This is a genomic window from Paenibacillus sp. J22P15, assembly GCF_056269345.1.
In genome coordinates, this window is sequence record NZ_JBWDNT010000004.1 from 386,132 (window position 1) to 407,194 (window position 21,063).

Sequence of the window (21,063 nt, forward strand, 5' to 3'; positions counted from 1 at the left end):
ATGGGGTGAGAGTGATGAATGACAATCATGATGTACAAGGCAAGGATAAAGAGGGGCATGGAGCGCCTCCGATGCTAGAGGGGTCAGACGATCAACAGAAAGAGGAATCAGGAGTTGCGATAAACAAGGTATCCTTCTCACGCACAAATAAGAAAGACAAAAAGAATAATGATGATACGGAGAAAAAAGCGAGGAAAGAAAAAACGCCGATCCCATCTGATTTGGATGATGTTTTGCTCAGGTTGGAGCGTGAGATTGGATACAAAATAAGTTTCGACGTCGTCGTGAGAGAAATGACATTTGGCGAGCGGCGCACAGCAATGCTGTCTATGAATGGATTAGTTAAGGACACCGTGCTGACCGATGTTCTTATGCGATTGACCTATCTGCATCCAGATGATCTCACTGCGGATGCGTTCCATTCCTTCCTTGATTTGTTCGTTCCTGCCTCGCAGGTATCTAAAGAAGAGGATTGGAACAAGATGCTGACAAGTGTGTTGTCAGGCGTAACAGCTTTATTTATCGATGGTGAATCCTGCGCAGTAATGATTGATGCAAAAGCTTTTCCAGCACGCGGGCCGGAAGAGCCGTCGCTTGAGAAAGTCGTTCGCGGCAGCAGGGACGGCTTCGTGGAAACGTTAATGGTTAACGTGTCGCTTGTACGTAGACGCTTGCGTGATCCGCAGCTTCGTTATGAAATCATACGGGTAGGTGAGAGGACGCAAACCGACGTTTGCATCGCCTATATTGATGATATTGTGGACAAGAAGCTGCTCAAAGCGGTTAAGGACAAAATTTCGATGGTGAAAATAGACGGTTTGCCGCTCGCAGACAAGCAGCTTGAGGAATCAACAGTAAAGAGGGGATGGAATCCTTTCCCGCTTGTTCGTTATTCAGAAAGACCTGATACGGTAGCTGCCCATTTGCTGGAGGGCACTATAGCGGTATTTGTTGATACGTCGCCAAGTGTTATGACGATTCCTACAACCTACACCGATTTGATGCAGCATGCAGAGGAGAATCGACAAACTCCTTTTATTGGAACCTACTTGCGCTGGGTACGGTTTATAGGTATCTTTGCGTCATTATTTATGCTGCCTTTGTGGCTTCTATTCGTTATGCATCCTGAGATGAAGCCGTTGGCATTAGAATTTATTGGACCGAATAAAACCGGAAAGCTGCCGCTAGTCGTACAATTTCTGCTTGCTGAGATTGGCGTAGATTTGCTTCGAATGGCTTCCGTCCATACGCCAACCTCGCTTGCAACAGCTATGTCGTTGGTTGCTGCGATTCTCATTGGTGATATTGCTGTTAAGACAGGTGTATTCGTAAATGAGGTCATTTTGTATATGGCAATTGCAGCTATCGGCATGTTTGCAACACCAAGCTATGAGCTTGGACTAGCGAACCGAATCGTGCGGCTAGTCTTAATCGTATCGGTGGCCGCCTTCAGTGCACCGGGCTTCGTCATTGCGACGACGGCTATCCTGCTGATGCTCGTAAATGAGCGTTCATTCAACCGCCCCTACATGTGGCCGATTATTCCGTTTGATCTCAGAGCGTTGTGGAGCATTATCATCCGTCAACCTGTACTCTATAATCGAACTCGCCCCAATATTTTGAATCCGCAGCAGAGGGATAAAATGCCAAAAACGGAGTAGATTCATAAAATGCAAATGAAATGTGGATTTATCCATTTCTTCGAGCGGGTAGAATGCGTTATACTAGTGCTATTAATGCAAATTCTATCCGTTCTATCTGCTTGCAGATAGAAGAAAGCTGAGGGGAAATTATGTACCTGCATGGAACAAGTAAAATTAACGAAAATGGACATCTAGAGATTGGCGGCTGTGATGTAGCTGATTTGGCTGCACAGTTTGGCACGCCACTATATATTGTGGACGAGGCGCTTGTACGTCAACGTGCAAGCGAGTATGTTGAAGCTTTCAAAGCTTCTGGTCTTAGATTTCAAGTCGCATACGCAAGCAAAGCGTTCAGCGTAATGGCTATGTGTGCAATTGCTGAGCAAGAAGGTCTATCGCTTGACGTCGTATCCGATGGTGAATTGTACACTGCAATGCAAGCAGGATTCCCTGCTGAACGCATACATTTCCATGGAAACAACAAAACGCCAGAAGAAATCAACATGGCTCTTGATGCAGGTATTGGCTGCTTCGTTGTTGACAATTTCATGGAGCTTCATCTGTTGAATGCACTTGCTGGCGATAAAGGCAAGAAAGTAAATATTTTGTTCCGCATTACGCCAGGAGTGGAAGCACATACACATGATTATATTTCAACTGGCCAAACGGATTCGAAATTTGGTTTTGATCTCGGAAACGGCGCAGCGAAACAAGCGATTCAAGAAGCTCTTACTTTGCCGAACCTTGTCATCTTGGGCGTTCATTCCCATATTGGATCGCAAATTTTTGAGGTTGAAGGTTTCCGTATGGCAGTGGACAAGGTTGCTGATTTCGCGGTTGCCATTCGAAGCGAGCTTAACCTTACGTTTAAAGTAATCAATCTTGGAGGCGGATTCGGAATTCGTTATGTTGAGGGCGATACACCATTGCCAATCAGCGAATATGTAGCTGCAATTACTGGTGCGATTATTACAAAATTCACAGCTGCAGAGTTCCCATTGCCTGAAATTTGGGTAGAGCCAGGCCGCAGTATGGTTGGAGATGCAGGAACAACTTTATATACAGTTGGTACTAGCAAAAACATTCCTGGTGTACGTAAATACATCGCGGTTGACGGCGGCATGACAGACAACCCTCGCCCAGCTCTATATCAATCCAAATATGAAGCAGTGCTTGCTAATCGTGCAAATGAAGCTGTTGAAGAAACGGTATCTATAGCGGGTAAATGCTGTGAGAGTGGCGATATGCTGATTTGGGACTTGGAGCTTCCGAAAGCTGAAAACGGTGATTTACTTGCTGTTTTCTGTACAGGTGCTTATAATTATGCAATGGCGAGTAACTATAACCGCATTCGTCGTCCGGCTGTTGTTTTCGTGAAAGATGGCCAGGCAGACCTTGCTGTTAAGCGTGAATCGCTTGAAAATATCGTATGCAATGACGTCATTCCGGCAAGACTTCAAAAATCATCGCTTGCGAAATAAGAGCGAAATTGGTAACGTAGTCTTATTCGGATAAAAGAAAGGTAGATGCAGCAATGGCAAAACAAGCAAAAATCACACTAGCAAACGGCGGAGAAGTTCTAATCGATCTATTCGATCAAGACGCGCCGAACACTGTAGCAAACTTCGAGAAGCTTGCTAACGAAGGCTTTTACAATGGACTTACTTTCCACCGCGTTATTCCTGGTTTCGTCGCACAAGGCGGCTGCCCGAATGGTACAGGCACAGGCGGTCCTGGCTACCAAATCAATTGTGAAATCAACCCTAACAAGCATGAGCGTGGTTCACTAGCTATGGCGCATGCTGGTCGCAACACAGGCGGCAGCCAATTCTATATCGGTTATGCTCCACAACCGCATTTGGATGGCGGACATACCGTTTTTGGCAAAGTTTCAAAAGGTATGGAGTTTGTTGATGCTTTCAAAGGCGGAGACAAAATGGAAAAGGTTGAAGTTGAATCGATTTAATGTTAAGATACTAACTAAATTAATGTAAGTGCAGCAATCCTTCGGGGTCAGGTGAAATTCCTAACCGGCGGTGATCGAGATGGCACAGAATATCGGTAATCCGAAATTCTGTGCCATCTCGTCAGTCCGTGACCCGGGCTAATTGGCTTTTTTATTCGAAAGTATTTGGATGAAAAAACGATTAGAACGGTGGACCTGGTGTAATTCCGGGACCGACAGTACAGTCTGGATGGGAGAAGGGGATGCTTCGACAGCTATAATTTACTGCTTATTGGCATGTGTTTTATTTCACATATGTAATAGGTTAGTTTATTTGGCGTATTTACGAACCGTTTTCGCAGCTTGTGCGACTAACGATAAGTCGGTGAGAAAAGCCGACAACGTCGATCGGTTTTGTCGTAGTTCTCGAATTATCTTTCATCACCCCTGTCGGATCGTATGCCGATGGGGGTGTTTTTTGTTCATGGACATTTTAAATGACGAATTTTATATGGGGTTAGCGCTGGATATGGCTGCGAAAGCTTCTGGTCAAACAGGAATTAATCCTGTAGTTGGTTGTGTAGTTGTAAAGGATGGTCGAATTCTCGGAATTGGCACGCATCTAAAGCGTGGAACCGGTCATGCTGAGGTGCATGCTCTTCAGATGGCGGGCGATGAGGCAGAAGGGGCTACCGTTTATGTAACGTTGGAGCCATGCAGTCATTTTGGAAAAACGCCCCCCTGCTGTGAACGTATCATCGATGCGAAAGCTGCAAGAGTTGTTATTGCGAGCGGCGATCCTAATCCAGCAGTATCAGGTCGAGGCATTGCAAGACTTCGTGAAGAAGGAATTGCCGTTACTGTAGGCGTACTAGAGCAAAGATCACAGAAAATGAACGAAAAATTTAATAAGTATATTACGACTCGTCATCCATTCGTTACCTTAAAAACAGCCAGCACGTTAGATGGTAAAATTGCTTCACGATCAGGTGACAGCCGCTGGGTGACCGGCGCAATAGCGCGGGAGCAGGTTCATACACTGCGTCATCAGCACGAAGCCATTATGGTTGGAATAGGCACGGTGCTTGCTGATGATCCTCTATTGAATACGAGAGCAGCTGTCCCAGCTATTGATCCGATTCGGATCATCGTAGATTCCACGCTGCGATTACCGCTTGATGCGCGGGTAGTAACAGATCGCTCCATTCGAACGATCGTTCTAACTTCCAGTGAAGCAAGCGTGGACAATCGTCAAGCTCTTGAAGCAGCAGGTGTTGAAATTGTTGTATGCGGTACTTGCGCAAAAGTAGATCTTGGTGAAGCGATGAAGAAGCTCGGTGAGCTTGAGATCGGTTCAATCTTACTTGAGGGCGGCGGCCAGCTTAATGGTGCGATGCTAGAGGCAGGTCTTATCGATAAAATAATTCTTTATTACGCGGCAAAAATAATCGGCGGTACAACAGGAACCTTTACCTTTGCAGGTTTCGACAAAATGGCCGATGCTATATCACTGGATCGGGTAAGTGTTGAAATGGCAGGCGAGGACATTTGCGTTTCGGGCTATCCAGTATATTAAAATAATTGGACTGTAAGCCGATATTTTAACTAAATAAAATTATACGTTGTTTGAAGTAGGTTTGCATTTGCGAACCTTTGAGGAGGAAGCCCATGTTTACCGGATTAGTGGAAGAAGTGGGAAAGATGAAAGGAATCACGAAGCAGGGAGAAGCGATGAGGCTTGTAATCGGTGCATCCCGTGTGACGGATGGCGTAATGCTGGGAGATAGTATCTCGGTTAACGGTGTTTGCTTAACGGTAACGTCATTTGACGGAAGCTCATTCTCCGCAGATGTGATGCCTGAGACGTATCGCAAGTCCAACCTTCACCAAATACGTGCTGGCGAGCAAGTGAATTTAGAGAGAGCGATGCAGGCAGGCGGACGTTTTGGCGGTCATATCGTTCAAGGGCATATTGACGGTACTGGAAAAATCACTTCGCGAGATACGGATGCCAACGCTGTTGTTTATAAAATTCATTTAGACGACACTGACATGCTGCGCTATGTGATCCCGAAAGGTTCAATCACAATAGATGGAATAAGTCTTACCGTAGTGGATACAGCAACACAATCCTTTTCCGTATCCATTATTCCGCACACGTTAGGTGAGACAGCTTTACAAAACAAACGGGCTGGAGACACCGTTAATATCGAATGCGATGTTATCGGCAAGTACGTCGATCATCTGCTTCATTTCAAACGGCCAGAAGCGGCACCAACGAGCTCTAAGTTAACCACTTCATTCCTTATGGAAAATGGATTTTTGTAACAAGCAGTAAGCACTAGCATTAAGCACTAGCATTAAGCACTAACAGTAAGCACTAACAGTAAGCACTAACAGTAAGCACTAATAGTAAGCGTGTCCCGCAGGGACGAAAGCGATCCTTAGCCAAAGCTGGCACATAATCATCTGATAAACTCCCGCGTTAGTCCAGTTGTAGGTGTCCAGAGGACGCAGTCCTTGGGGCCCTCCCTTGGAAGGGAGGGTTTGGGTGGGTTCGAAAAGCCTTTAAGGTTTGGCTATTTTACTTAAAGATTTGATATTTAAAGTAACCTTTGAAGGTAAGGTAGAAGCCTTATCAAGGTTTGGTTGTCACAAAGGAGGGAAACCAATGGAACATACAGAAAAATACCCATTTGATAACATAGAAGAGGCATTAGCTGACCTCAAGCTCGGTAAGCCGATTATTGTCGTGGACGACGAAGATCGGGAAAATGAGGGTGATCTAATTGCTCTTGCAGATACAATGACGCCAGAGGTTATTAATTTTATGATTACTGAGGCTAGAGGTCTTGTATGTGTTCCCATTACGCAGGAGCGGGCTGACCAGCTTGATCTGCCGCCTATGGTAACTCATAATACCGACTATCACGGTACAGCATTTACCGTTTCAGTTGATTATATAGGAACAACAACAGGGATTTCCGCATTTGAGCGCTCCGAAACCGTTAAAGCGTTAATAGATCCGACGACCAAAGCAGCGGATTTCCGCAGACCAGGTCATATATTCCCGCTCATCGCAAGACCTGGCGGCGTACTTCGCCGTGCTGGTCATACGGAGGCGGCAATCGACCTCGCTGTGTTGTGCGGTTCATCACCGGCCGGAGCGATTTGCGAAATTATTAATGAGGACGGCACGATGGCCCGTTTGCCAGATCTGCTTGTCTTTAAAGAGAAGCACAACCTGAAGCTTATTACCATTCAAGAGCTTATTCAGTATCGTAATGAGAAGGAAAAGCTTGTTGAGCGTGCGGTTGATGTTAAGCTGCCAACTGATTTTGGTACTTTCCGCGCGATTGCGTATACGAATATGATTGATAATAAAGAGCATATCGCTCTAGTCAAAGGTGATATTGATCCCGAGCTTCCACAGCTTGTGCGTGTTCACTCGGAATGTTTAACCGGCGATGTATTTCACTCTCATCGGTGCGATTGCGGTCCACAGCTTGAAGCAGCTCTTAGACAGATTGAAGAAGCGGGAAGCGGCGTTTTGCTTTATATGCGCCAAGAAGGAAGAGGCATTGGGCTTATCAACAAATTAAAGGCGTATGCACTGCAAGAAGAAGGTTTGGATACGGTTGATGCGAATTTAAAGCTTGGCTTTCCCGCGGATTTGCGCGATTATGGTATAGGCGCACAAATTTTGAAGGATCTTGGCGTTCGTCAAATGCGTTTAATGACTAACAATCCTCGCAAAATTAAAGGTCTTGAAGGATACGGACTAGAGGTTGTAGAGCGTATTCCTATACAAATGGAGCTAAAGGAAGATAATAAAAGTTATCTTCGCACAAAGAAATCTAAGCTGGGTCATCTACTTAGTTTTGAAGGTATTGACTACATCATTTAAAATAACGGAAGGAAGTTGACAAAATGACACGAATTTATGAGGGACATTTAGTATCAGAAGGTTTAAAATATGGAGTAGTAGTAGGACGTTTTAATGAGTTTATTTCAAGCAAGCTGCTTGGAGGCGCACTTGATGCATTCAAACGTCATGGCGCACAGGATTCGGATGTTGAAGTAGCATGGGTGCCCGGAGCTTTCGAAATTCCATTAATCGCTCAAAAAATGGCGGAAAGCGGCAAGTATGATGCTGTTATTACTCTTGGCGCTGTTATTCGGGGTTCAACTCCGCATTTCGATTTTGTTTGCAACGAAGCAGCTAAGGGTGTTGCGGCAATTGCACTCAAGACGGGCATTCCGACTATCTTTGGCGTTTTGACCGTGGATTCGATTGAACAAGCCATCGAGCGTGCTGGTACGAAAGCAGGCAATAAAGGTTATGAAGCTGCAACAAGCGCAATTGAAATGGCGAATTTGACTAAACAATTGCAAGGTTAAGCAGCGAAGTTAAGGCTAGGCGGGAGGAAATGTAAGTGTCAGTGCTTTATAAGCTGAATTCTTTTGAGGGGCCGCTGGATCTGCTGCTTCACTTGATCGACAAAGCTGAAATCGATATCCATGAAGTGTCTATCAGCGAGATTACGATTCAATATATGGATTACTTGCATGCGATGGCGGAGCTGGAGCTTGAGGTGACAAGTGAGTTTCTAGTCATGGCGGCAACCCTCTTGGCGATAAAGAGCAAGCAGCTTCTTCCAAAACCTCCTGTATTCGAGGAAGACTATGAGGATTGGCCGGATGATGGATTAGATCCTCGGGATGAGCTCATTCAGAAGCTCGTAGAATACCGAAAATTCAAACAAATTGCCGATCAGCTGCGCGAGAAGGAATTCGAGCGCAGTCTTGTTTATTCGCGAGAACCGGAGGATATGACGCCATTTCTGAAGGAAGAGAAAATAAATCCGGTCGAAGGTCTGCATTTGTCGGATCTAATTGTTGCCTTTCAGAAGGCGCTGCGCCGAGCTACAAGGCGAAATGTAGTTGCGACCATACAACGTGATGAGATCTCAGTAAAAGATCGCATTAGGGATATTGTGGAAGTGTTAAAGCAATTTGAAACGGTCCGTTTTTCTCGTCTTCTTCGTGAAAATATGGACAGGCACGAAATCGTGGTCACTTTTCTAGCGATTCTGGAGCTAATGAAAATGAAGCATATTCGTTGCTTTCAGCATCAATTGTTTGACGACATCGTCATTCATTGGAGAGAGGAGTCGACATCAATTGGATTATCAGAAGTTGAAGACAATTATTGAGGGACTGCTGTTTATGGCAGGCGATGAGGGCCTCACGAAGCGACAGCTCGCTGATATTATGGAGCTGGATGCTGAGCTTGCCTCTGATCTAGTCTATGATTTGCAGCGTGATTTGGAGCGTGAGGGACGCGGGATTCAAATCGCGGAGGTTGCAGCCTCTTACCGGCTGACGACTCATTTGGATCATGCGCCTTATTTTGAACGCATGGCTTATACGCCAACAAGATCACAGCTTTCGCAAGCAGCATTAGAAACACTTTCTATTGTCGCTTACCGTCAGCCTATCACGAGAATTTTTATCGAAGAGATTCGCGGGGTAAAGAGCGATCGAGCTATACAATCGCTTGTATCGAAGGACTTGATTGAAGAGGTTGGTCGTGCAGATCAAATTGGCAGACCGATCTTGTACGGAACAACGAAATCATTTTTAGATTATTTCGGGTTGCCTTCTATAAAAGAATTGCCAGAGCCAGGAAGTGTCGATTTGGATGACGCACTGGAGGAACAGACGCAGCTTCTATTCGATCGGTTGGATGGGAAGCAGATGACAATTGAAGAAATAAAAGAATGAGATTTGACCGCCGGGTCATACTATATTCAACCCATATTAGGGAAACGGAGGAAGCATCATGATGCTCGGTTACCCTTACGGTTGGATAACGGCGGTCGGTCTCTTTTTTTTGCTCATTTTGATAGTCGCCCTCACCTCGCAGGTCGAATTAAGAGGGCATTTGAGGAGAATAGAACAAAACGATGATTTTGAGTTGAATATAAAGGCATTATTTGGAATCCTCAGATACCGTATTAAAGTGCCGATTGTTCAGTTCAAGGGTACCTCTATCCAACTGGAGGAAGAAGTTTCTAAGAAGAATGTGAGTGTAGACACATGGAAACAATTTAATGAAGAGATTGACGCAGAATCCATAACCAATATGATCCAAAAAACGAAGGATTTGTTGCAAATGACGAAAAACTTAACAGGTTGGGTCAGAAAGTCGCTAACGAGAATTAGGCTTTTGGAGTGGAACTGGTCAACCTCAGTCGGAACAGGCGACGCCATGTGGACGGCGATGACAACTGGACTTGTTTGGTCAGTGAAAACAACAATTATCGGTGTTTTGTCACAGATGGTAAAGCTCAAAACGGAACCCAAAATGAATGTTCAACCTAATTATCAACGATCTGCTTTTACAACCGAATGGTCATGCATAGCTCAAATCCGCTTCGGTTATGCTATTCTTGCCGGACTGCAGCTGTTGGTTCGGATGAGGAAATTGAAAGGAGGCGTCAAAGCATGGCAGAACATCCTATTCAAGGCTTAATGCAAACCGCAATGGAAAATATTAAAGAGATGGTTGACGTCAATACAATCGTAGGTGACCCTGTCCAAACGCCAGATGGGTGTGTAGTCGGTAAACGAGCCAGATAAGCGGTGTTAAATCCCGATTGCTCTATCTTTAATTTATGTATATAATATTAGTGACCTTAGTGCCTAAAGTTTTTGTTCATGGGAAACCTCTCTTCTCAGTGATCGCATTCTTTTTGAAAAAGGAGGGGCGAAAGCATGGAGAAAAAGGATACACGTTGTTCAAGGTGTAACCACAGGTCGATCGACAATATACTTTTGGGTACAAAATAAATTCAGGAAAGAGAGAGGGATGGCTACCCTCTCTCTTTCCCTTTTTATCAGGTATTACAACAACAAAAAGAGAAGAGTGGCTAGCTCTTCCCTTAGTGCTTCTATGTAAGTTCAAGCAGAGCATATTAATTACCTCAGACACTGATCAAGAAAGTTTTTTGTCTCCTTCCCTTTCATCATCTGCTAAGACTACCTTACACAAGAAAATTGTTAATTATAATGCCTTCAAAGTGACGCAGATGCTAATAAGTGTTACCAAGATGCTGATTACAGTTACAAAGAAGTTGAGTGATTGTGAATTACTTGATTTTTTTGTGAGCAACCAAAGAGCAATGCTCAATTTATTGATGAGTGACCAAAGTGCTTTAATTGTTTTTTTCATGATAATCTCCTTCTCAGCGTCTGAGTCGGAGACTTAAAAATAGTATCATTTTCCAGACTGATTATCAAGAGTTTAGTTCGTCATCAACAAAATCTGAGATGCTGAATAAAGGTCATGTAATGGTCAATCTCTTCTTAACCTGTGAAAATATGGTATTATATAATAATAGGTACTCTTGTTGAGGGGAGATAGTTGGATTGCAAGAAGTTCAATTAAGCGGAAGAGATGGGTATTGGCGATATAGTTCGGAAGCATATTTTAAGAAAGAAGGTACAAAAGATCAATATACTCCAAAGATAAATCTGTTTACTGAACTTCACTCTGATTTGGGTTTGGTTGATCTTTTGTCATTAGAGAATATAAGATCATTCTTGATTGAAGATGCAAATCCTGTAATTAGCATCGCGGCATTAGAACACTTTTATAATTTTGTACATACTGATTTACTGAATAATAACGATTATTTGCCATTTCCAATCAATAAGGATTTAAAAAGAGAACTAACCAAGAGGAAATCAAAAGAAGAGAATACATCTGACGAAAGAGCCAATTATCTGCCAAAAGATTTTAATTTCAATGAATTGTTTAGTGATAAGTGGTACGAGCATCTGAAAAATGAAAATATTATTGTTGAGTTAAAAGCATGTGTTGCAGTCTGCCTAGGTGGTGCATTTGATACAAGTGAAATCAGCACTTTAAAGATAAGTGATTTTGAAATAACATCTAATCATATTAGGATTAGGAATCCATTCAACAACTTTAAGAGTGGGTGGATAATTTTGAATGAATACTTGTCATTATTTATCTTGGACTATTACAAAAGAAGAATTGCTGTTGTGGATGAAGGTAACGAACTGTTCTTTATCAGACTTTGGGACAATAAAGAGGCAAGACAAATTCAATATGATCCAAATTTATGGTCTGGAAAGAAACCGACGTTTATCACCCAATGGGTATCGTACATATTAAAGTATATTTCTAATAATCTTGGCTTAAATCAACGTATAGAGACTACGAGTTTACGGCATAGCACCATTCTCCATTATTTATATAGTACAAATGGAAAAGGGATTGACCAACTAATAAGAACGTTTGGTTGGGTTAATTTTATTAAAGACGCTATTATTAAGTATTATAGTGAAGAGGATGTAAATGAAATAAATTTTTTACTTCCGCAATCAACAGAAACCAACTTTAATGGTGCTGATGCTTATGACGAAGAATATTTTTTTCAGTTTCCCCATTGGAGAAACAACACTTCAATGGGGAAAGGAGACTATCTGAGTATTTAATCCATAAACGCCCTAGAAATCAAACACCAGTCAAACAACTAAAACAACTCTATAGCGAGACTTGTCAAATATGCGGAGTGCCACTTGTCTTACTTGGTGATGTAAACAGAGGAGGTATTGCTTATTCTGAAGTTTGTCATATTAAAGCACATGCTTTAGGTGGTACTGATGACATTACAAACATGCTTGTTCTCTGTCCAAATCATCATAAATTGTTTGATTTAGGAATAATCTCAATTAATCTAAATAGCTCGAATTCACTTCTTCATGTAGACGAGACAAACGATTTGCATGGCAAGTTGTTTGATCTGAGGCATCAAATATCAAAAGAAAACATTGAATACCATTATCGAAATGTTTATCTACCTATTTGTGAGTATATCCGTAATTGATAAACACAAATAAGCCGCTTGGTGACTTAACCAAGCGGCTATTTATCTTTGTTAAGTTCTTCGATTGCTACAATTAAATCTGAGGGATTAATACTTAATGCTTTTGAAAGCGAAAATATTGTAGTCAACGAAGGTTGTCGCTTCCCTCGTTCAAGTAAAGATATATATGTTCGGTCAAGTCCTGCCTCAAAAGCAAGTTCTTCTTGGGACTTGTTTTTCTGAATTCTGTGCTGTTTCAATAGCTCCCCAAATATAACTTCAAGTTTCAAATTAAAACTCCTTTTTGTTACCATCTTCCTCGGAGTTTATTAATGCTTCAACAGACTATAGTCACATTGAGGCGTGATGTGATAAAATTCATATAGATATAGTCATCGTGTAATTTCTCCACGACTCATATTAGGGTGATATATATGGAGATTGATTATTTGAATTGGAAGTTAATTTCGTACGATGAAGAAAATGATGTGACAACAATGGAATGTGAACATTCCATTCTTATTATTGTTGGAAGCCCTTCAACTGAAGCTTGCGAAAGATTTGTTAGAATATTGTCTTTAATGAAAGCGGAACAGAGAGCAAAAAGAGGATAGAAAATCGAATTAATATGGAAACATAACATCTAAGGGAGCGAGAAAGTTGTTGTGAAAATATTTGTTTTAATTGTTATTTTTATCTTGATGAGTGCATTAACTCGCTCCTATCCTTCAATCGCATTTCTTTTAATATTTGGCGGATTAGTTCTCGGTTATTTTGTTGGTTATTTATAACCACTAATTTACGAACATCAAGGCTGGCTTGTGGCTGTGTTTATTGGTTTCCTTTTAGGTATTATCAGTAGGTTTATTGATCCAGATTAAAAAAACGACTGATAATTAGAAGCGGTAGATCTTAATACAATCCCTTGAGAAATCGAGAAAATATCATTGTTAAATAATAATTGTGAAGTCTCCAAAAGAGCCAAGCGAAAATCATCCAAATGATCCATGTAGGAAGATTTCATTTAAGAAAGTACATCTTGATTGATCTTATACATACTTCATCCTCGAACTGAGCACAATACAAAAAGCGTAGGTAAGTCCTTATCTATATCAAACTGAGGAGGAAAAACAATGGCAGATCATCCAATCCAAGGTCTCATGCAAACAGCAATGGAAAACATAAAGGAAATGGTGGACGTGAACACTATAGTTGGCGATCCAGTACAGACACCGGACGGCAGTATTATTATGCCAATCTCGAAAGTCGGCTTTGGATTTGTAGCAGGAGGCAGTGATATTCGATTAGATGAAGCCGATCATAAACATGGCTCTCAGTCTGATGCACAGCATGCTTCAGTCGCTTTGCCATTCGGCGGAGGCAGCGGCGGAGGTGTATCGATTACACCAATTGCTTTTTTGGTCGTTGGAACGCATGGTGTAAAAATAGTTCCACTCGATAATCAAACCCATCTGCTCGAGCGTGTAATTGACTCCGCGCCGCATGTGTTTGATAAACTTCAATCCATGATGAAGCAGCCAGCAAACACAGCAGCAAACGCTGCTACATTCCAGACTGTAATCAGCGGTAATGTAGAAGCAAACGACCACTATTAATGACATAACTGCCCGTGAGGGCAGTTTTTCATTTTTGTTAGCTTCTTTTCGTCTAGAGCAACCTGTACAAGCATATACTGAAATACGCACACACAAGCTTTATCTACTATCGCTGCGGGAGGAGCAAGAATGGATATGTATTTCAAAAAACTGCGGCGGTTTGCTTCACTTGGGTTATTGGCAGCTTTGTTCGTTGGGACAAGCGCGTTGCCGACAGTTGGAGCAAATCCAAGGAACCTGCATACAAATGCTAGAGCTTCGGCTTTAATTGATGTTGAGTCAGGCAGAGTGTTGTATAGCAGTAATGGTGACACGTCCATGCGAATTGCAAGCTTGACGAAGATTATGACAGCTATAGTTGCAATAGATCATGGAAAGTTGACCGATCAGGTGAAGACAAGCAAAAGAGCTGTTGGTAAAGAGGGTTCCTCTATTTATTTGCAGCTTGGCGAAGAAATGAGTCTGCTCCATATGTTATACGGACTTATGCTCAGGTCCGGAAACGATGCTGCAACGGCAATTGCCGAGCATGTAGGAGGATCTGAGGAGGGCTTTGTTCATCTAATGAATGAGAAAGCAACTTTTCTTGGACTTGAAAACACGCAATTTAAAAATCCGCATGGGCTGGATGAAGATGGGCATTATTCCTCAGCAAATGATTTGGCCAAGCTGACGGCTTATGCGTTGAAAAATGATGTATTTGCAGAAATCGTAAGTACGCGTGTAAAAAAAGTGCCTAATCCTCATGAAAAATGGGAGTACAGCTATACAAACAAAAACAAAATGTTAACGATGTATGAGGGAGCAGACGGAGTAAAAACAGGGTATACCAAAAAATCACTTCGTTGTTTAGTCAGCTCTGCAACAAGAAATGGGCAGCAGTTAGCAGCAGTTACGATAAATGATAGCGATGATTGGGCAGATCACCGAAAAATGCTTGATTGGGGTTTTAGTCATTATCCACTTCAGGGAATCGCTGAGAAAGGCCAGATGATATCAGGTTATCCTTATGCAATTGGCCAATCTTTCAAATATCCTCTAGGGGAGCAAGAACTTGATGCTGTGCAATCGCGCTTAGTGCTGCTTGACGCAGCTACGACGCACTACGCACTTGGAGAACGCGGAATTCTGGAATGGTATTTGAACAATAATAAAATTGGATCTGTACCTGTTTATGATCCAGCAAGCAGCAGACTTCAGCTCTCGACAACCTCACAGAAGACGTTACAATCAATAGCTGATTTCAAGAAGGCAACTAAGCAGGATCAGCAAGGACCGCTGCTGGGTTCTTTATTTAAAGTATTAGATGCATTATTTGAGCATTAACTTTCATTTAGCGAGGGAGACGTTAAATGAGAAGAATGGAACGGGTGCAGAGGGGGAGGCGACCTGAATGGTAAACTGGATTTGGTTGTTTTTTATTGTAGCAAGCGTAGTTGTAGCCGCGATAACGGGTAAAATGGATGCGGTGACGCAAGCAGCTTTCGAGGGAGCCAAGTCGGGTGTTACCGTCAGCTTCGGATTAATTAGCATTATGGTGTTTTGGCTTGGAATGATGCGTATTGCGGAGGACGCAGGACTTCTGCGAACAATGGCTCGAATGCTCGGGCCAATAGTGCGGAAGCTGTTTCCTGACGTCCCCCCAAATCATCCAGCTATCGGTTATATTATGAGTAATTTAAGCGCGAACCTGTTTGGGTTAGGAAATGCGGCAACGCCTATGGGAATCAAAGCGATGCAGGAGCTGCAGAAGCTCAATCCAGATCCTGAAACGGCAACCCCTGCAATGTGTACACTGTTAGCATTAAACACATCCAGTATTACAATCATTCCTACTACGCTTATTGCCATTCGCATGAATTATGGTTCAGCTAATCCAGCTGAAATTATTGGAACGACACTTGCAGCGACCTTCGTTGCGACTACAGCTGCTATACTCGCCGATCGATGGTATCGCAGGAAGTCTCCTCCACCGCCTATTGCACCATCCGCACCAAGACCTCAGAACAAGAAGGCGGCTCCACCAGCTTCCGGGGGTGAAGCAATTGTATAATTTATTTACTAATATATCAGCGTGGATGATTCCTGCCATTATCGTATTTATTCCGCTTTATGCAGCATTAAGACGCAAGGTGCCAGTGTATGAAACATTTGTAGAGGGTGCGAAGGATGGTTTTGGCACAGCCATTAATATTATTCCTCATTTAGTAGGAATGATGGTTGCCATTAGTATGTTTCGCTCATCTGGTGCGCTCGAACTTCTGTTATCAACCGTTCGACCACTCTTTGATTGGGTCGGTATCCCCAGTGAAGTGCTGCCGCTCGGGATTTTGCGGCCATTAACTGGAGCAGGCTCCTTAGCCTTCACAACGGATCTTATTCAAACCTTCGGTCCTGATTCCATGATCGGAAGAATTGCTTCTACGATTCAAGGCAGTACGGATACAACCTTATACGTACTTACGGTTTATTTTGGAGCGATTGGCATACGTCGATCTCGTTATGCTTTAAAAGTAGGATTGTTTTCAGATATCGTTGGTTTTTTCGCAGCAATTTTCATTTGCTTGTACATATTCGGATAGTGAAGCTTGTGCTTTCTTCTCTATATCGTTATGATGTAGATTGAGGTGAAAGCATTGGAACGTTTACAGAAAATATTAGCAGCAGCGGGAATCGCATCCCGTCGCAAATGTGAAGAAATGATTTTGGCAGGAATGGTTGAGGTTAATGGTGAGAAGGTTACGACGCTTGGCGTTAAGGCCGATCCAGCTGTCGATGCGATTACGGTTAATGGAAAACCGATTCGCAGTGAGAAGAAGCTTTATCTCATGCTCAACAAATCCAAGGGAGTTATCACAAGCGCCAAAGATCCACAAGGACGCAAGGTGGTTTCTGATTTCTTGCCAGGTATCAAGGAGAGAGTATATCCGGTCGGTCGATTGGATTATGATACGGAAGGACTTCTCATACTAACAAATGACGGCGAATTCGCTAATTTGTTAACACATCCTAGTCATCATGTCCCTAAAACTTATCGTGCTACTGTGAAAGGCGTACCGCATGGTACAGCGCTGGAGCAGTTGCAAAAGGGCATTAAGCTTGAGGATGGTATGACCGCGCCTGCTGAAGTGGAATATCACGATGTAGATACGGACGGAAATGAAGCTACGATTACGATTACGATTTATGAAGGCCGTAACCGTCAGGTTCGCCGGATGTTCGAAGCAATTGGACATAAGGTAATTCGGCTCAAGAGAATTCGTTTTGGTGAGGTTGGACTTGAAAACCTGGGCAGAGGAAAGTATCGTCATCTAACGCCGCAGGAAATAAAAGAATTGCTTGCGATCGCGAATAGCAAGACACATAAAGTTCATAAAAAGTAATCGACGGCGGCAGTAATTGCCGTCGACTTTTCGTTATAATGGTAATATTCGTGACTGCATAGAACTTAGCTGGTGGTGAAAACAATTATGGGAAAATGGCGCAAGACGGTGCAAATTGTAATTTTGATTGCCGTCTTGATTATAGGTGGGTACGCAATTGGATCTACCTTATTTGCCGCGGATGATAACGGACCTCTAAAGGTAGGAGGAAAACCTCCTGCATTTGAGCTTGTTGATTTAGAGGGAAATGTGCGGCAGTTGTCTGATTATGAAGGGAAAGCTGTAGTCATCAATTTCTGGGGCACATTCTGTCCGCCTTGCGTGAAGGAAATGCCGGAATTTGAACGACAGTATGTGAAATGGAAGGATCAAGGCCTCGTAGTACTAGCTATTAATTTAAGTGAGGATACGTTGACCGTGAACAATTTTGTTCGTCGCTTTGATTTGAGTTATCCGATTTTACGTGATGTAAATCGCAAAACAGAGCGTGCGTATGGTCTAAAATCATACCCTACTACTTTTTTCGTAAAGCCGGATGGAGCGATTATGGAAATAACAGTAGGCGGCATGACTGAAGTGGAGATTGAAGAACGGATTGAACGGCTGCTACAGCCGTAGGAGGTTTGATTGTGTTAGTCGTTGAAAACACAAAATGCGAGTGCGGCCATCAGAATTCGGTGGGTACCGTGCTTTGCGAGAGCTGCGGCAAACCCCTCGAAAACAATAATGTTTCCGACTTGCCGTTAGAAATGCGATATGACGGAGTTGCTCGACGTTCGCAAAAGAGCAATCCCAATTATATTGATAAAATTTGGAATTTTTTCTCATCAGTCAAGATTGCGTTGTATTTAATCGTGATTACCTTTTTGACTGCGATGCTAGGCACAATCTATCCTCAGGAAAACACGTTTATAAATAACTTTGACCCTTCCGTTTATTATGAGGAAACATACGGATTACCGGGTCAATTGTATTATCTGCTTGGTTTATCGCATACTTACGAAACCTGGTGGTTCATTGGCTTGCTTGTAATGATTGGCACATCACTTGTTATTTGTAGTCTTGATCGGGTGCTGCCGCTTTATCGTGCGCTGAACAAGCAGCAAATTCGTAAGCATTTGCAGTTCATTCATCGACAAAAGACGGTGTACAAGCATCGGATTGAGGGCGATGAGGAGCAGTGGGTAGAGGAGTTTAGTACGCAGCTGAAACGCAAAGGCTACCGCATTCACCGCGACGGCTCTGCGCTGCTTGCAGAGAAAAATCGGTTTAGCCGCTGGGGCCCCTATATCAATCATATCGGCCTAATCTTGTTTCTGCTTGCAATATTGGCAAGGAGCATACCAAGCTGGCAGATGGATAGCTACATAACAATCCCAGATGGCGACACGGTCCAAATTGCGGGTACGAATTATTTTGTGAAAAATGAGAAGTTTACAGTTGAGTATTATAAGGACGAGGAATTACCTGACAAGCTTAAGGGAATCTCCCGTGCAAAGCTCTTTGAAACGAAGGCAGTGCTCTATGAATGCGTTAGCAATTGTAGTGATCAAGCTCAGAAGCCGGAGCTCAAAGAAGTGAAGCGACACGACATCATCGTGAATGAACCACTTACTTACAAAGGGTTAAAGCTGTATCAATTCGATTATGATACAACTCCTCGGTTGAATGCGGTACATCCTATTCTTGTGAATAAAGCAACGGGAGAGAAGTTTGGTCCGTTCGATCTTCCAATGAAGGATTCTGCGCTTCAGCATAAGCTTGGACCATACACGCTTGATTTGTACGCGAATTATATGGAATTCGCAATTGATGCAAATGGCGAGCCGACCACCTTATCACGTGACCCAATTGCTCCGGCGTTTATATTTACGGTCAAAGGACCAGGGCTTGATCCGGAAGGCGAGCCTTACATGTATTTCCCGATGCAGAAGGATAAGGTCAAATTTTCGCAGGATGCTATCAATCACGCGATTTCAGATAAAATTGAAATTCGAGTGGATGGTATGGAAAATGTAGACTTTTCTGAAGCATCAACATATTTAAATGTGCGTATGGATAAGGCTTTGCCTTATGTTTGGGTAGGAGCATTCTTCTCGATGGTCGGTCTGTTGATGGGATCTTATTGGCAGCATCGCCGCATCTGGCTTCGGGTAGATGACGGAGAACTTTCGTTAGGTGCTCATACGAATAAAAACTGGTACGGTATGCGCTCAGATGTCGCGGGAGCGCTTCAAAAAATAGGGATAACCGTAGATCCGAAGTCGCTTGATAACGGAGGGAACAACGCGTGAGCTTAGTTGATTTTAGCAGCGACGCATTCATTGTCGCATTTTTTCTTTATTGCTTCGCTTTTATGTTTTATGTTATTGCTATTGCAGGTAAAAAATGGAGCAATCGCGATCCCAAGCAGCATGAGAAGCGTTGGGGCAGGATAGCATTTATAACTTCTAGTCTAGGTTTAGCATCCCATTTGACTTTCTTTTTTACCCGGTGGGCAGGAAGCGGTCAAATTCCAACTAGTAATATGTATGAGTTTATGACGTTCCTTGGTATGTCGATTATGATTGCCTTTACAATTGTGTATGCGATCTACAGAAAAGCATTGCTCGGAATGTTCTCGTTGCCGTTAACGGTAATTATCGTTGCTTATGCATCTGTATTTCCTCAGGAGGTACAACCGTTAATTCCGGCACTTAACAACTATTGGTTGAAAGTACATGTAACGACAGCAGCACTTGGTGAAGCTTTTTTTGCAGTTGGTTTTGCCGCAGGTCTCATGTATTTGTTAAGAGTGGTCGATTTCAAGAGCAAGACAAAGGAAGCAAAGAGATCACAGTTTTGGGTTGAATTTTCTTTATACACAATAATTGTCATTGTTGGCTTTATCGTTGCAGTGTTTGCTTTTAGAGGAATGGGCTATGAAGCAAAATTCATTCAAGAGATTTCGACGATCGATGCTAAAGGGATTGAGTCGACGACTTCAGAAACAGTGAATTACACATTGCCGCCAATTGTTAAGCCATATAACAGTCAAGTAGTTGAATACGAATCGTTCCTTGGAATGAAAAAAGCTTTATTCGAAGCTCCTTCTTGGATGACCGGTGCAAATTCCGGACGTAAGTTCAATACGGTAATATGGTCTATTATTGCGGGCTCATTGCTTTATGGATTGTTGCGCCTTGTATTCCGCAAACCGCTTGGTGCCGTTATTCATCCCATTATGGATGGGGTAGATCCGGAAGATTTGGATGAAATCAGCTACAGGTCGATAGCTATTGGCTTTCCGATCTTTACGCTCGGTGCTCTAATATTCGCTATGATCTGGGCAAATATTGCTTGGGGCCGCTTCTGGGGCTGGGATCCGAAGGAAGTTTGGGCCCTTATTACATGGCTGTACTACAGTGCATATTTGCATTTCCGCTTATCGCGGGGCTGGCAAGGCAAACCATCCGCTTGGCTTGCAGTAATCGGTTTTGTAGTTGTATTATTTACACTTGTAGGGGTTAACCTCGTCATAGCGGGACTGCATTCATATTCAGGTGTTTAATATTTAGATTGAGAGGAGAATTACCC

General features: G+C 42.9%; 22 protein-coding genes, 1 pseudogene and 1 riboswitch. Of the genes and pseudogenes, 22 read left to right on the top strand and 1 reads right to left on the bottom strand.

Going from position 1 to position 21,063, the window contains the following annotated elements; genetic code table 11:
• Nucleotides 1-14 precede the first annotated feature (14 nt).
• The 13 genes and pseudogenes from AC0YN6_RS12920 to AC0YN6_RS12980 all read left to right on the top strand — a co-directional run bounded on the left by AC0YN6_RS12920 (nucleotide 15) and on the right by AC0YN6_RS12980 (nucleotide 12,509).
• Nucleotides 15-1,661 (top strand): spore germination protein, encoded by a 1,647-nt coding sequence (locus tag AC0YN6_RS12920; RefSeq protein WP_475747247.1) that lies wholly within the window; start codon nucleotides 15-17, stop codon nucleotides 1,659-1,661.
• Nucleotides 1,662-1,792: 131 nt separating this feature from the next.
• On the top strand, nucleotides 1,793-3,124 hold the full coding sequence (lysA, locus tag AC0YN6_RS12925; RefSeq protein ID WP_475747248.1) for a diaminopimelate decarboxylase: 1,332 nt from the start codon (nucleotides 1,793-1,795) through the stop codon (nucleotides 3,122-3,124).
• A 53-nt stretch (nucleotides 3,125-3,177) separates the two neighbouring features.
• Nucleotides 3,178-3,609 carry a peptidylprolyl isomerase gene (locus AC0YN6_RS12930; protein WP_475747249.1) on the top strand — a complete coding sequence of 144 codons (432 nt, stop codon included), beginning with the start codon at nucleotides 3,178-3,180 and terminating at the stop codon, nucleotides 3,607-3,609.
• A gap of 33 nt (nucleotides 3,610-3,642) precedes the next feature.
• Nucleotides 3,643-3,854: riboswitch (FMN riboswitch) on the top strand.
• A 218-nt stretch (nucleotides 3,855-4,072) separates the two neighbouring features.
• On the top strand, nucleotides 4,073-5,164 hold the full coding sequence (gene ribD, locus AC0YN6_RS12935; RefSeq protein WP_475747250.1) for a bifunctional diaminohydroxyphosphoribosylaminopyrimidine deaminase/5-amino-6-(5-phosphoribosylamino)uracil reductase RibD: 1,092 nt from the start codon (nucleotides 4,073-4,075) through the stop codon (nucleotides 5,162-5,164).
• Nucleotides 5,165-5,256: 92 nt separating this feature from the next.
• A complete protein-coding gene (ribE, locus tag AC0YN6_RS12940; protein WP_475747251.1) occupies nucleotides 5,257-5,916 on the top strand; it encodes a riboflavin synthase in 660 nt (219 codons plus the stop codon).
• A 343-nt stretch (nucleotides 5,917-6,259) separates the two neighbouring features.
• The gene (locus AC0YN6_RS12945; protein ID WP_475747252.1) at nucleotides 6,260-7,495 is read left to right on the top strand and encodes a bifunctional 3,4-dihydroxy-2-butanone-4-phosphate synthase/GTP cyclohydrolase II; all 1,236 of its coding nucleotides are present in this window, start codon (nucleotides 6,260-6,262) and stop codon (nucleotides 7,493-7,495) included.
• A gap of 23 nt (nucleotides 7,496-7,518) precedes the next feature.
• A complete protein-coding gene (ribH, locus tag AC0YN6_RS12950) occupies nucleotides 7,519-7,989 on the top strand; it encodes a 6,7-dimethyl-8-ribityllumazine synthase (RefSeq protein ID WP_053376708.1) in 471 nt (156 codons plus the stop codon).
• Nucleotides 7,990-8,024: 35 nt separating this feature from the next.
• Entirely contained in the window at nucleotides 8,025-8,804 is a 780-nt protein-coding gene (locus tag AC0YN6_RS12955) for a segregation and condensation protein A (protein WP_475747253.1), read from the top strand.
• Nucleotides 8,773-9,375, top strand: a complete 603-nt coding sequence (scpB, locus tag AC0YN6_RS12960; protein WP_475747254.1) for an SMC-Scp complex subunit ScpB — start codon at nucleotides 8,773-8,775, stop codon at nucleotides 9,373-9,375. Before AC0YN6_RS12955 ends, scpB begins: the two co-directional genes overlap by 32 nt.
• A gap of 58 nt (nucleotides 9,376-9,433) precedes the next feature.
• Nucleotides 9,434-10,126 carry a DUF2953 domain-containing protein gene (locus AC0YN6_RS12965; RefSeq protein WP_475747255.1) on the top strand — a complete coding sequence of 231 codons (693 nt, stop codon included), beginning with the start codon at nucleotides 9,434-9,436 and terminating at the stop codon, nucleotides 10,124-10,126.
• Nucleotides 10,099-10,215: pseudogene (locus tag AC0YN6_RS12970) on the top strand (sporulation protein YtfJ); the annotation flags it as partial. The gene AC0YN6_RS12965 and the pseudogene AC0YN6_RS12970, both read left to right, overlap by 28 nt.
• 807 nt (nucleotides 10,216-11,022) lie before the next feature.
• Nucleotides 11,023-12,117, top strand: a complete 1,095-nt coding sequence (locus AC0YN6_RS12975) for a hypothetical protein (RefSeq protein ID WP_475747256.1) — start codon at nucleotides 11,023-11,025, stop codon at nucleotides 12,115-12,117.
• Nucleotides 12,069-12,509 carry an HNH endonuclease gene (locus AC0YN6_RS12980; protein WP_475747257.1) on the top strand — a complete coding sequence of 147 codons (441 nt, stop codon included), beginning with the start codon at nucleotides 12,069-12,071 and terminating at the stop codon, nucleotides 12,507-12,509. Before AC0YN6_RS12975 ends, AC0YN6_RS12980 begins: the two co-directional genes overlap by 49 nt.
• 38 nt (nucleotides 12,510-12,547) lie before the next feature.
• Here AC0YN6_RS12980 and AC0YN6_RS12985 read toward each other — a convergent pair whose 3' ends face one another.
• Nucleotides 12,548-12,778: a helix-turn-helix domain-containing protein gene (locus AC0YN6_RS12985; RefSeq protein ID WP_475747258.1), complete on the bottom strand. Its 231-nt coding sequence runs from the start codon at nucleotides 12,776-12,778 to the stop codon at nucleotides 12,548-12,550.
• Between the two features lie 144 nt (nucleotides 12,779-12,922).
• Here AC0YN6_RS12985 and AC0YN6_RS12990 point away from each other — a divergent pair, with 144 nt between their 5' ends.
• The 9 genes from AC0YN6_RS12990 (at nucleotide 12,923) to ccsA (ending at nucleotide 21,037) form a co-directional block, all read left to right on the top strand.
• Nucleotides 12,923-13,102 carry a hypothetical protein gene (locus AC0YN6_RS12990; protein WP_475747259.1) on the top strand — a complete coding sequence of 60 codons (180 nt, stop codon included), beginning with the start codon at nucleotides 12,923-12,925 and terminating at the stop codon, nucleotides 13,100-13,102.
• Nucleotides 13,103-13,621: 519 nt separating this feature from the next.
• Entirely contained in the window at nucleotides 13,622-14,104 is a 483-nt protein-coding gene (gene ytfJ / locus AC0YN6_RS12995) for a GerW family sporulation protein (protein ID WP_475747260.1), read from the top strand.
• A 129-nt stretch (nucleotides 14,105-14,233) separates the two neighbouring features.
• Nucleotides 14,234-15,430 carry a D-alanyl-D-alanine carboxypeptidase family protein gene (locus tag AC0YN6_RS13000; RefSeq protein WP_475747261.1) on the top strand — a complete coding sequence of 399 codons (1,197 nt, stop codon included), beginning with the start codon at nucleotides 14,234-14,236 and terminating at the stop codon, nucleotides 15,428-15,430.
• A gap of 67 nt (nucleotides 15,431-15,497) precedes the next feature.
• Nucleotides 15,498-16,157 (top strand): nucleoside recognition domain-containing protein, encoded by a 660-nt coding sequence (locus tag AC0YN6_RS13005; RefSeq protein WP_475747262.1) that lies wholly within the window; start codon nucleotides 15,498-15,500, stop codon nucleotides 16,155-16,157.
• A 25-nt stretch (nucleotides 16,158-16,182) separates the two neighbouring features.
• A complete protein-coding gene (locus AC0YN6_RS13010) occupies nucleotides 16,183-16,686 on the top strand; it encodes a spore maturation protein (protein WP_475747482.1) in 504 nt (167 codons plus the stop codon).
• A gap of 54 nt (nucleotides 16,687-16,740) precedes the next feature.
• Nucleotides 16,741-17,487, top strand: a complete 747-nt coding sequence (locus tag AC0YN6_RS13015) for a pseudouridine synthase (protein ID WP_475747263.1) — start codon at nucleotides 16,741-16,743, stop codon at nucleotides 17,485-17,487.
• Between the two features lie 87 nt (nucleotides 17,488-17,574).
• Entirely contained in the window at nucleotides 17,575-18,105 is a 531-nt protein-coding gene (locus AC0YN6_RS13020) for a redoxin domain-containing protein (protein WP_475747264.1), read from the top strand.
• Nucleotides 18,106-18,116: 11 nt separating this feature from the next.
• On the top strand, nucleotides 18,117-19,781 hold the full coding sequence (resB, locus tag AC0YN6_RS13025) for a cytochrome c biogenesis protein ResB (RefSeq protein ID WP_475747265.1): 1,665 nt from the start codon (nucleotides 18,117-18,119) through the stop codon (nucleotides 19,779-19,781).
• Complete coding sequence (gene ccsA, locus AC0YN6_RS13030) at nucleotides 19,778-21,037, top strand: cytochrome c biogenesis protein CcsA (RefSeq protein ID WP_475747266.1); 1,260 nt, start codon at nucleotides 19,778-19,780, stop codon at nucleotides 21,035-21,037. The genes resB and ccsA overlap by 4 nt, the downstream gene beginning before the upstream one ends.
• Nucleotides 21,038-21,063 lie beyond the last annotated feature (26 nt).

What these genes read in the sequence shown, in the direction of transcription:
- ytfJ (WP_475747260.1), top strand. Translation starts at nt 13,622, where the DNA reads ATGGCAGATCATCCAATCCAAGGTCTCATGCAAACAGCAATGGAAAAC.
- AC0YN6_RS12930 (WP_475747249.1), top strand. Translation starts at nt 3,178, where the DNA reads ATGGCAAAACAAGCAAAAATCACACTAGCAAACGGCGGAGAAGTTCTA.
- AC0YN6_RS12965 (WP_475747255.1), top strand. Translation starts at nt 9,434, where the DNA reads ATGATGCTCGGTTACCCTTACGGTTGGATAACGGCGGTCGGTCTCTTT.
- ribD (WP_475747250.1), top strand. Translation starts at nt 4,073, where the DNA reads ATGGACATTTTAAATGACGAATTTTATATGGGGTTAGCGCTGGATATG.
- AC0YN6_RS12990 (WP_475747259.1), top strand. Translation starts at nt 12,923, where the DNA reads ATGGAGATTGATTATTTGAATTGGAAGTTAATTTCGTACGATGAAGAA.
- ribH (WP_053376708.1), top strand. Translation starts at nt 7,519, where the DNA reads ATGACACGAATTTATGAGGGACATTTAGTATCAGAAGGTTTAAAATAT.
- AC0YN6_RS13020 (WP_475747264.1), top strand. Translation starts at nt 17,575, where the DNA reads ATGGGAAAATGGCGCAAGACGGTGCAAATTGTAATTTTGATTGCCGTC.
- AC0YN6_RS13010 (WP_475747482.1), top strand. Translation starts at nt 16,183, where the DNA reads ATGATTCCTGCCATTATCGTATTTATTCCGCTTTATGCAGCATTAAGA.
- AC0YN6_RS12920 (WP_475747247.1), top strand. Translation starts at nt 15, where the DNA reads ATGAATGACAATCATGATGTACAAGGCAAGGATAAAGAGGGGCATGGA.
- AC0YN6_RS12945 (WP_475747252.1), top strand. Translation starts at nt 6,260, where the DNA reads ATGGAACATACAGAAAAATACCCATTTGATAACATAGAAGAGGCATTA.
- AC0YN6_RS13005 (WP_475747262.1), top strand. Translation starts at nt 15,498, where the DNA reads ATGGTAAACTGGATTTGGTTGTTTTTTATTGTAGCAAGCGTAGTTGTA.
- ribE (WP_475747251.1), top strand. Translation starts at nt 5,257, where the DNA reads ATGTTTACCGGATTAGTGGAAGAAGTGGGAAAGATGAAAGGAATCACG.
- lysA (WP_475747248.1), top strand. Translation starts at nt 1,793, where the DNA reads ATGTACCTGCATGGAACAAGTAAAATTAACGAAAATGGACATCTAGAG.
- AC0YN6_RS13000 (WP_475747261.1), top strand. Translation starts at nt 14,234, where the DNA reads ATGGATATGTATTTCAAAAAACTGCGGCGGTTTGCTTCACTTGGGTTA.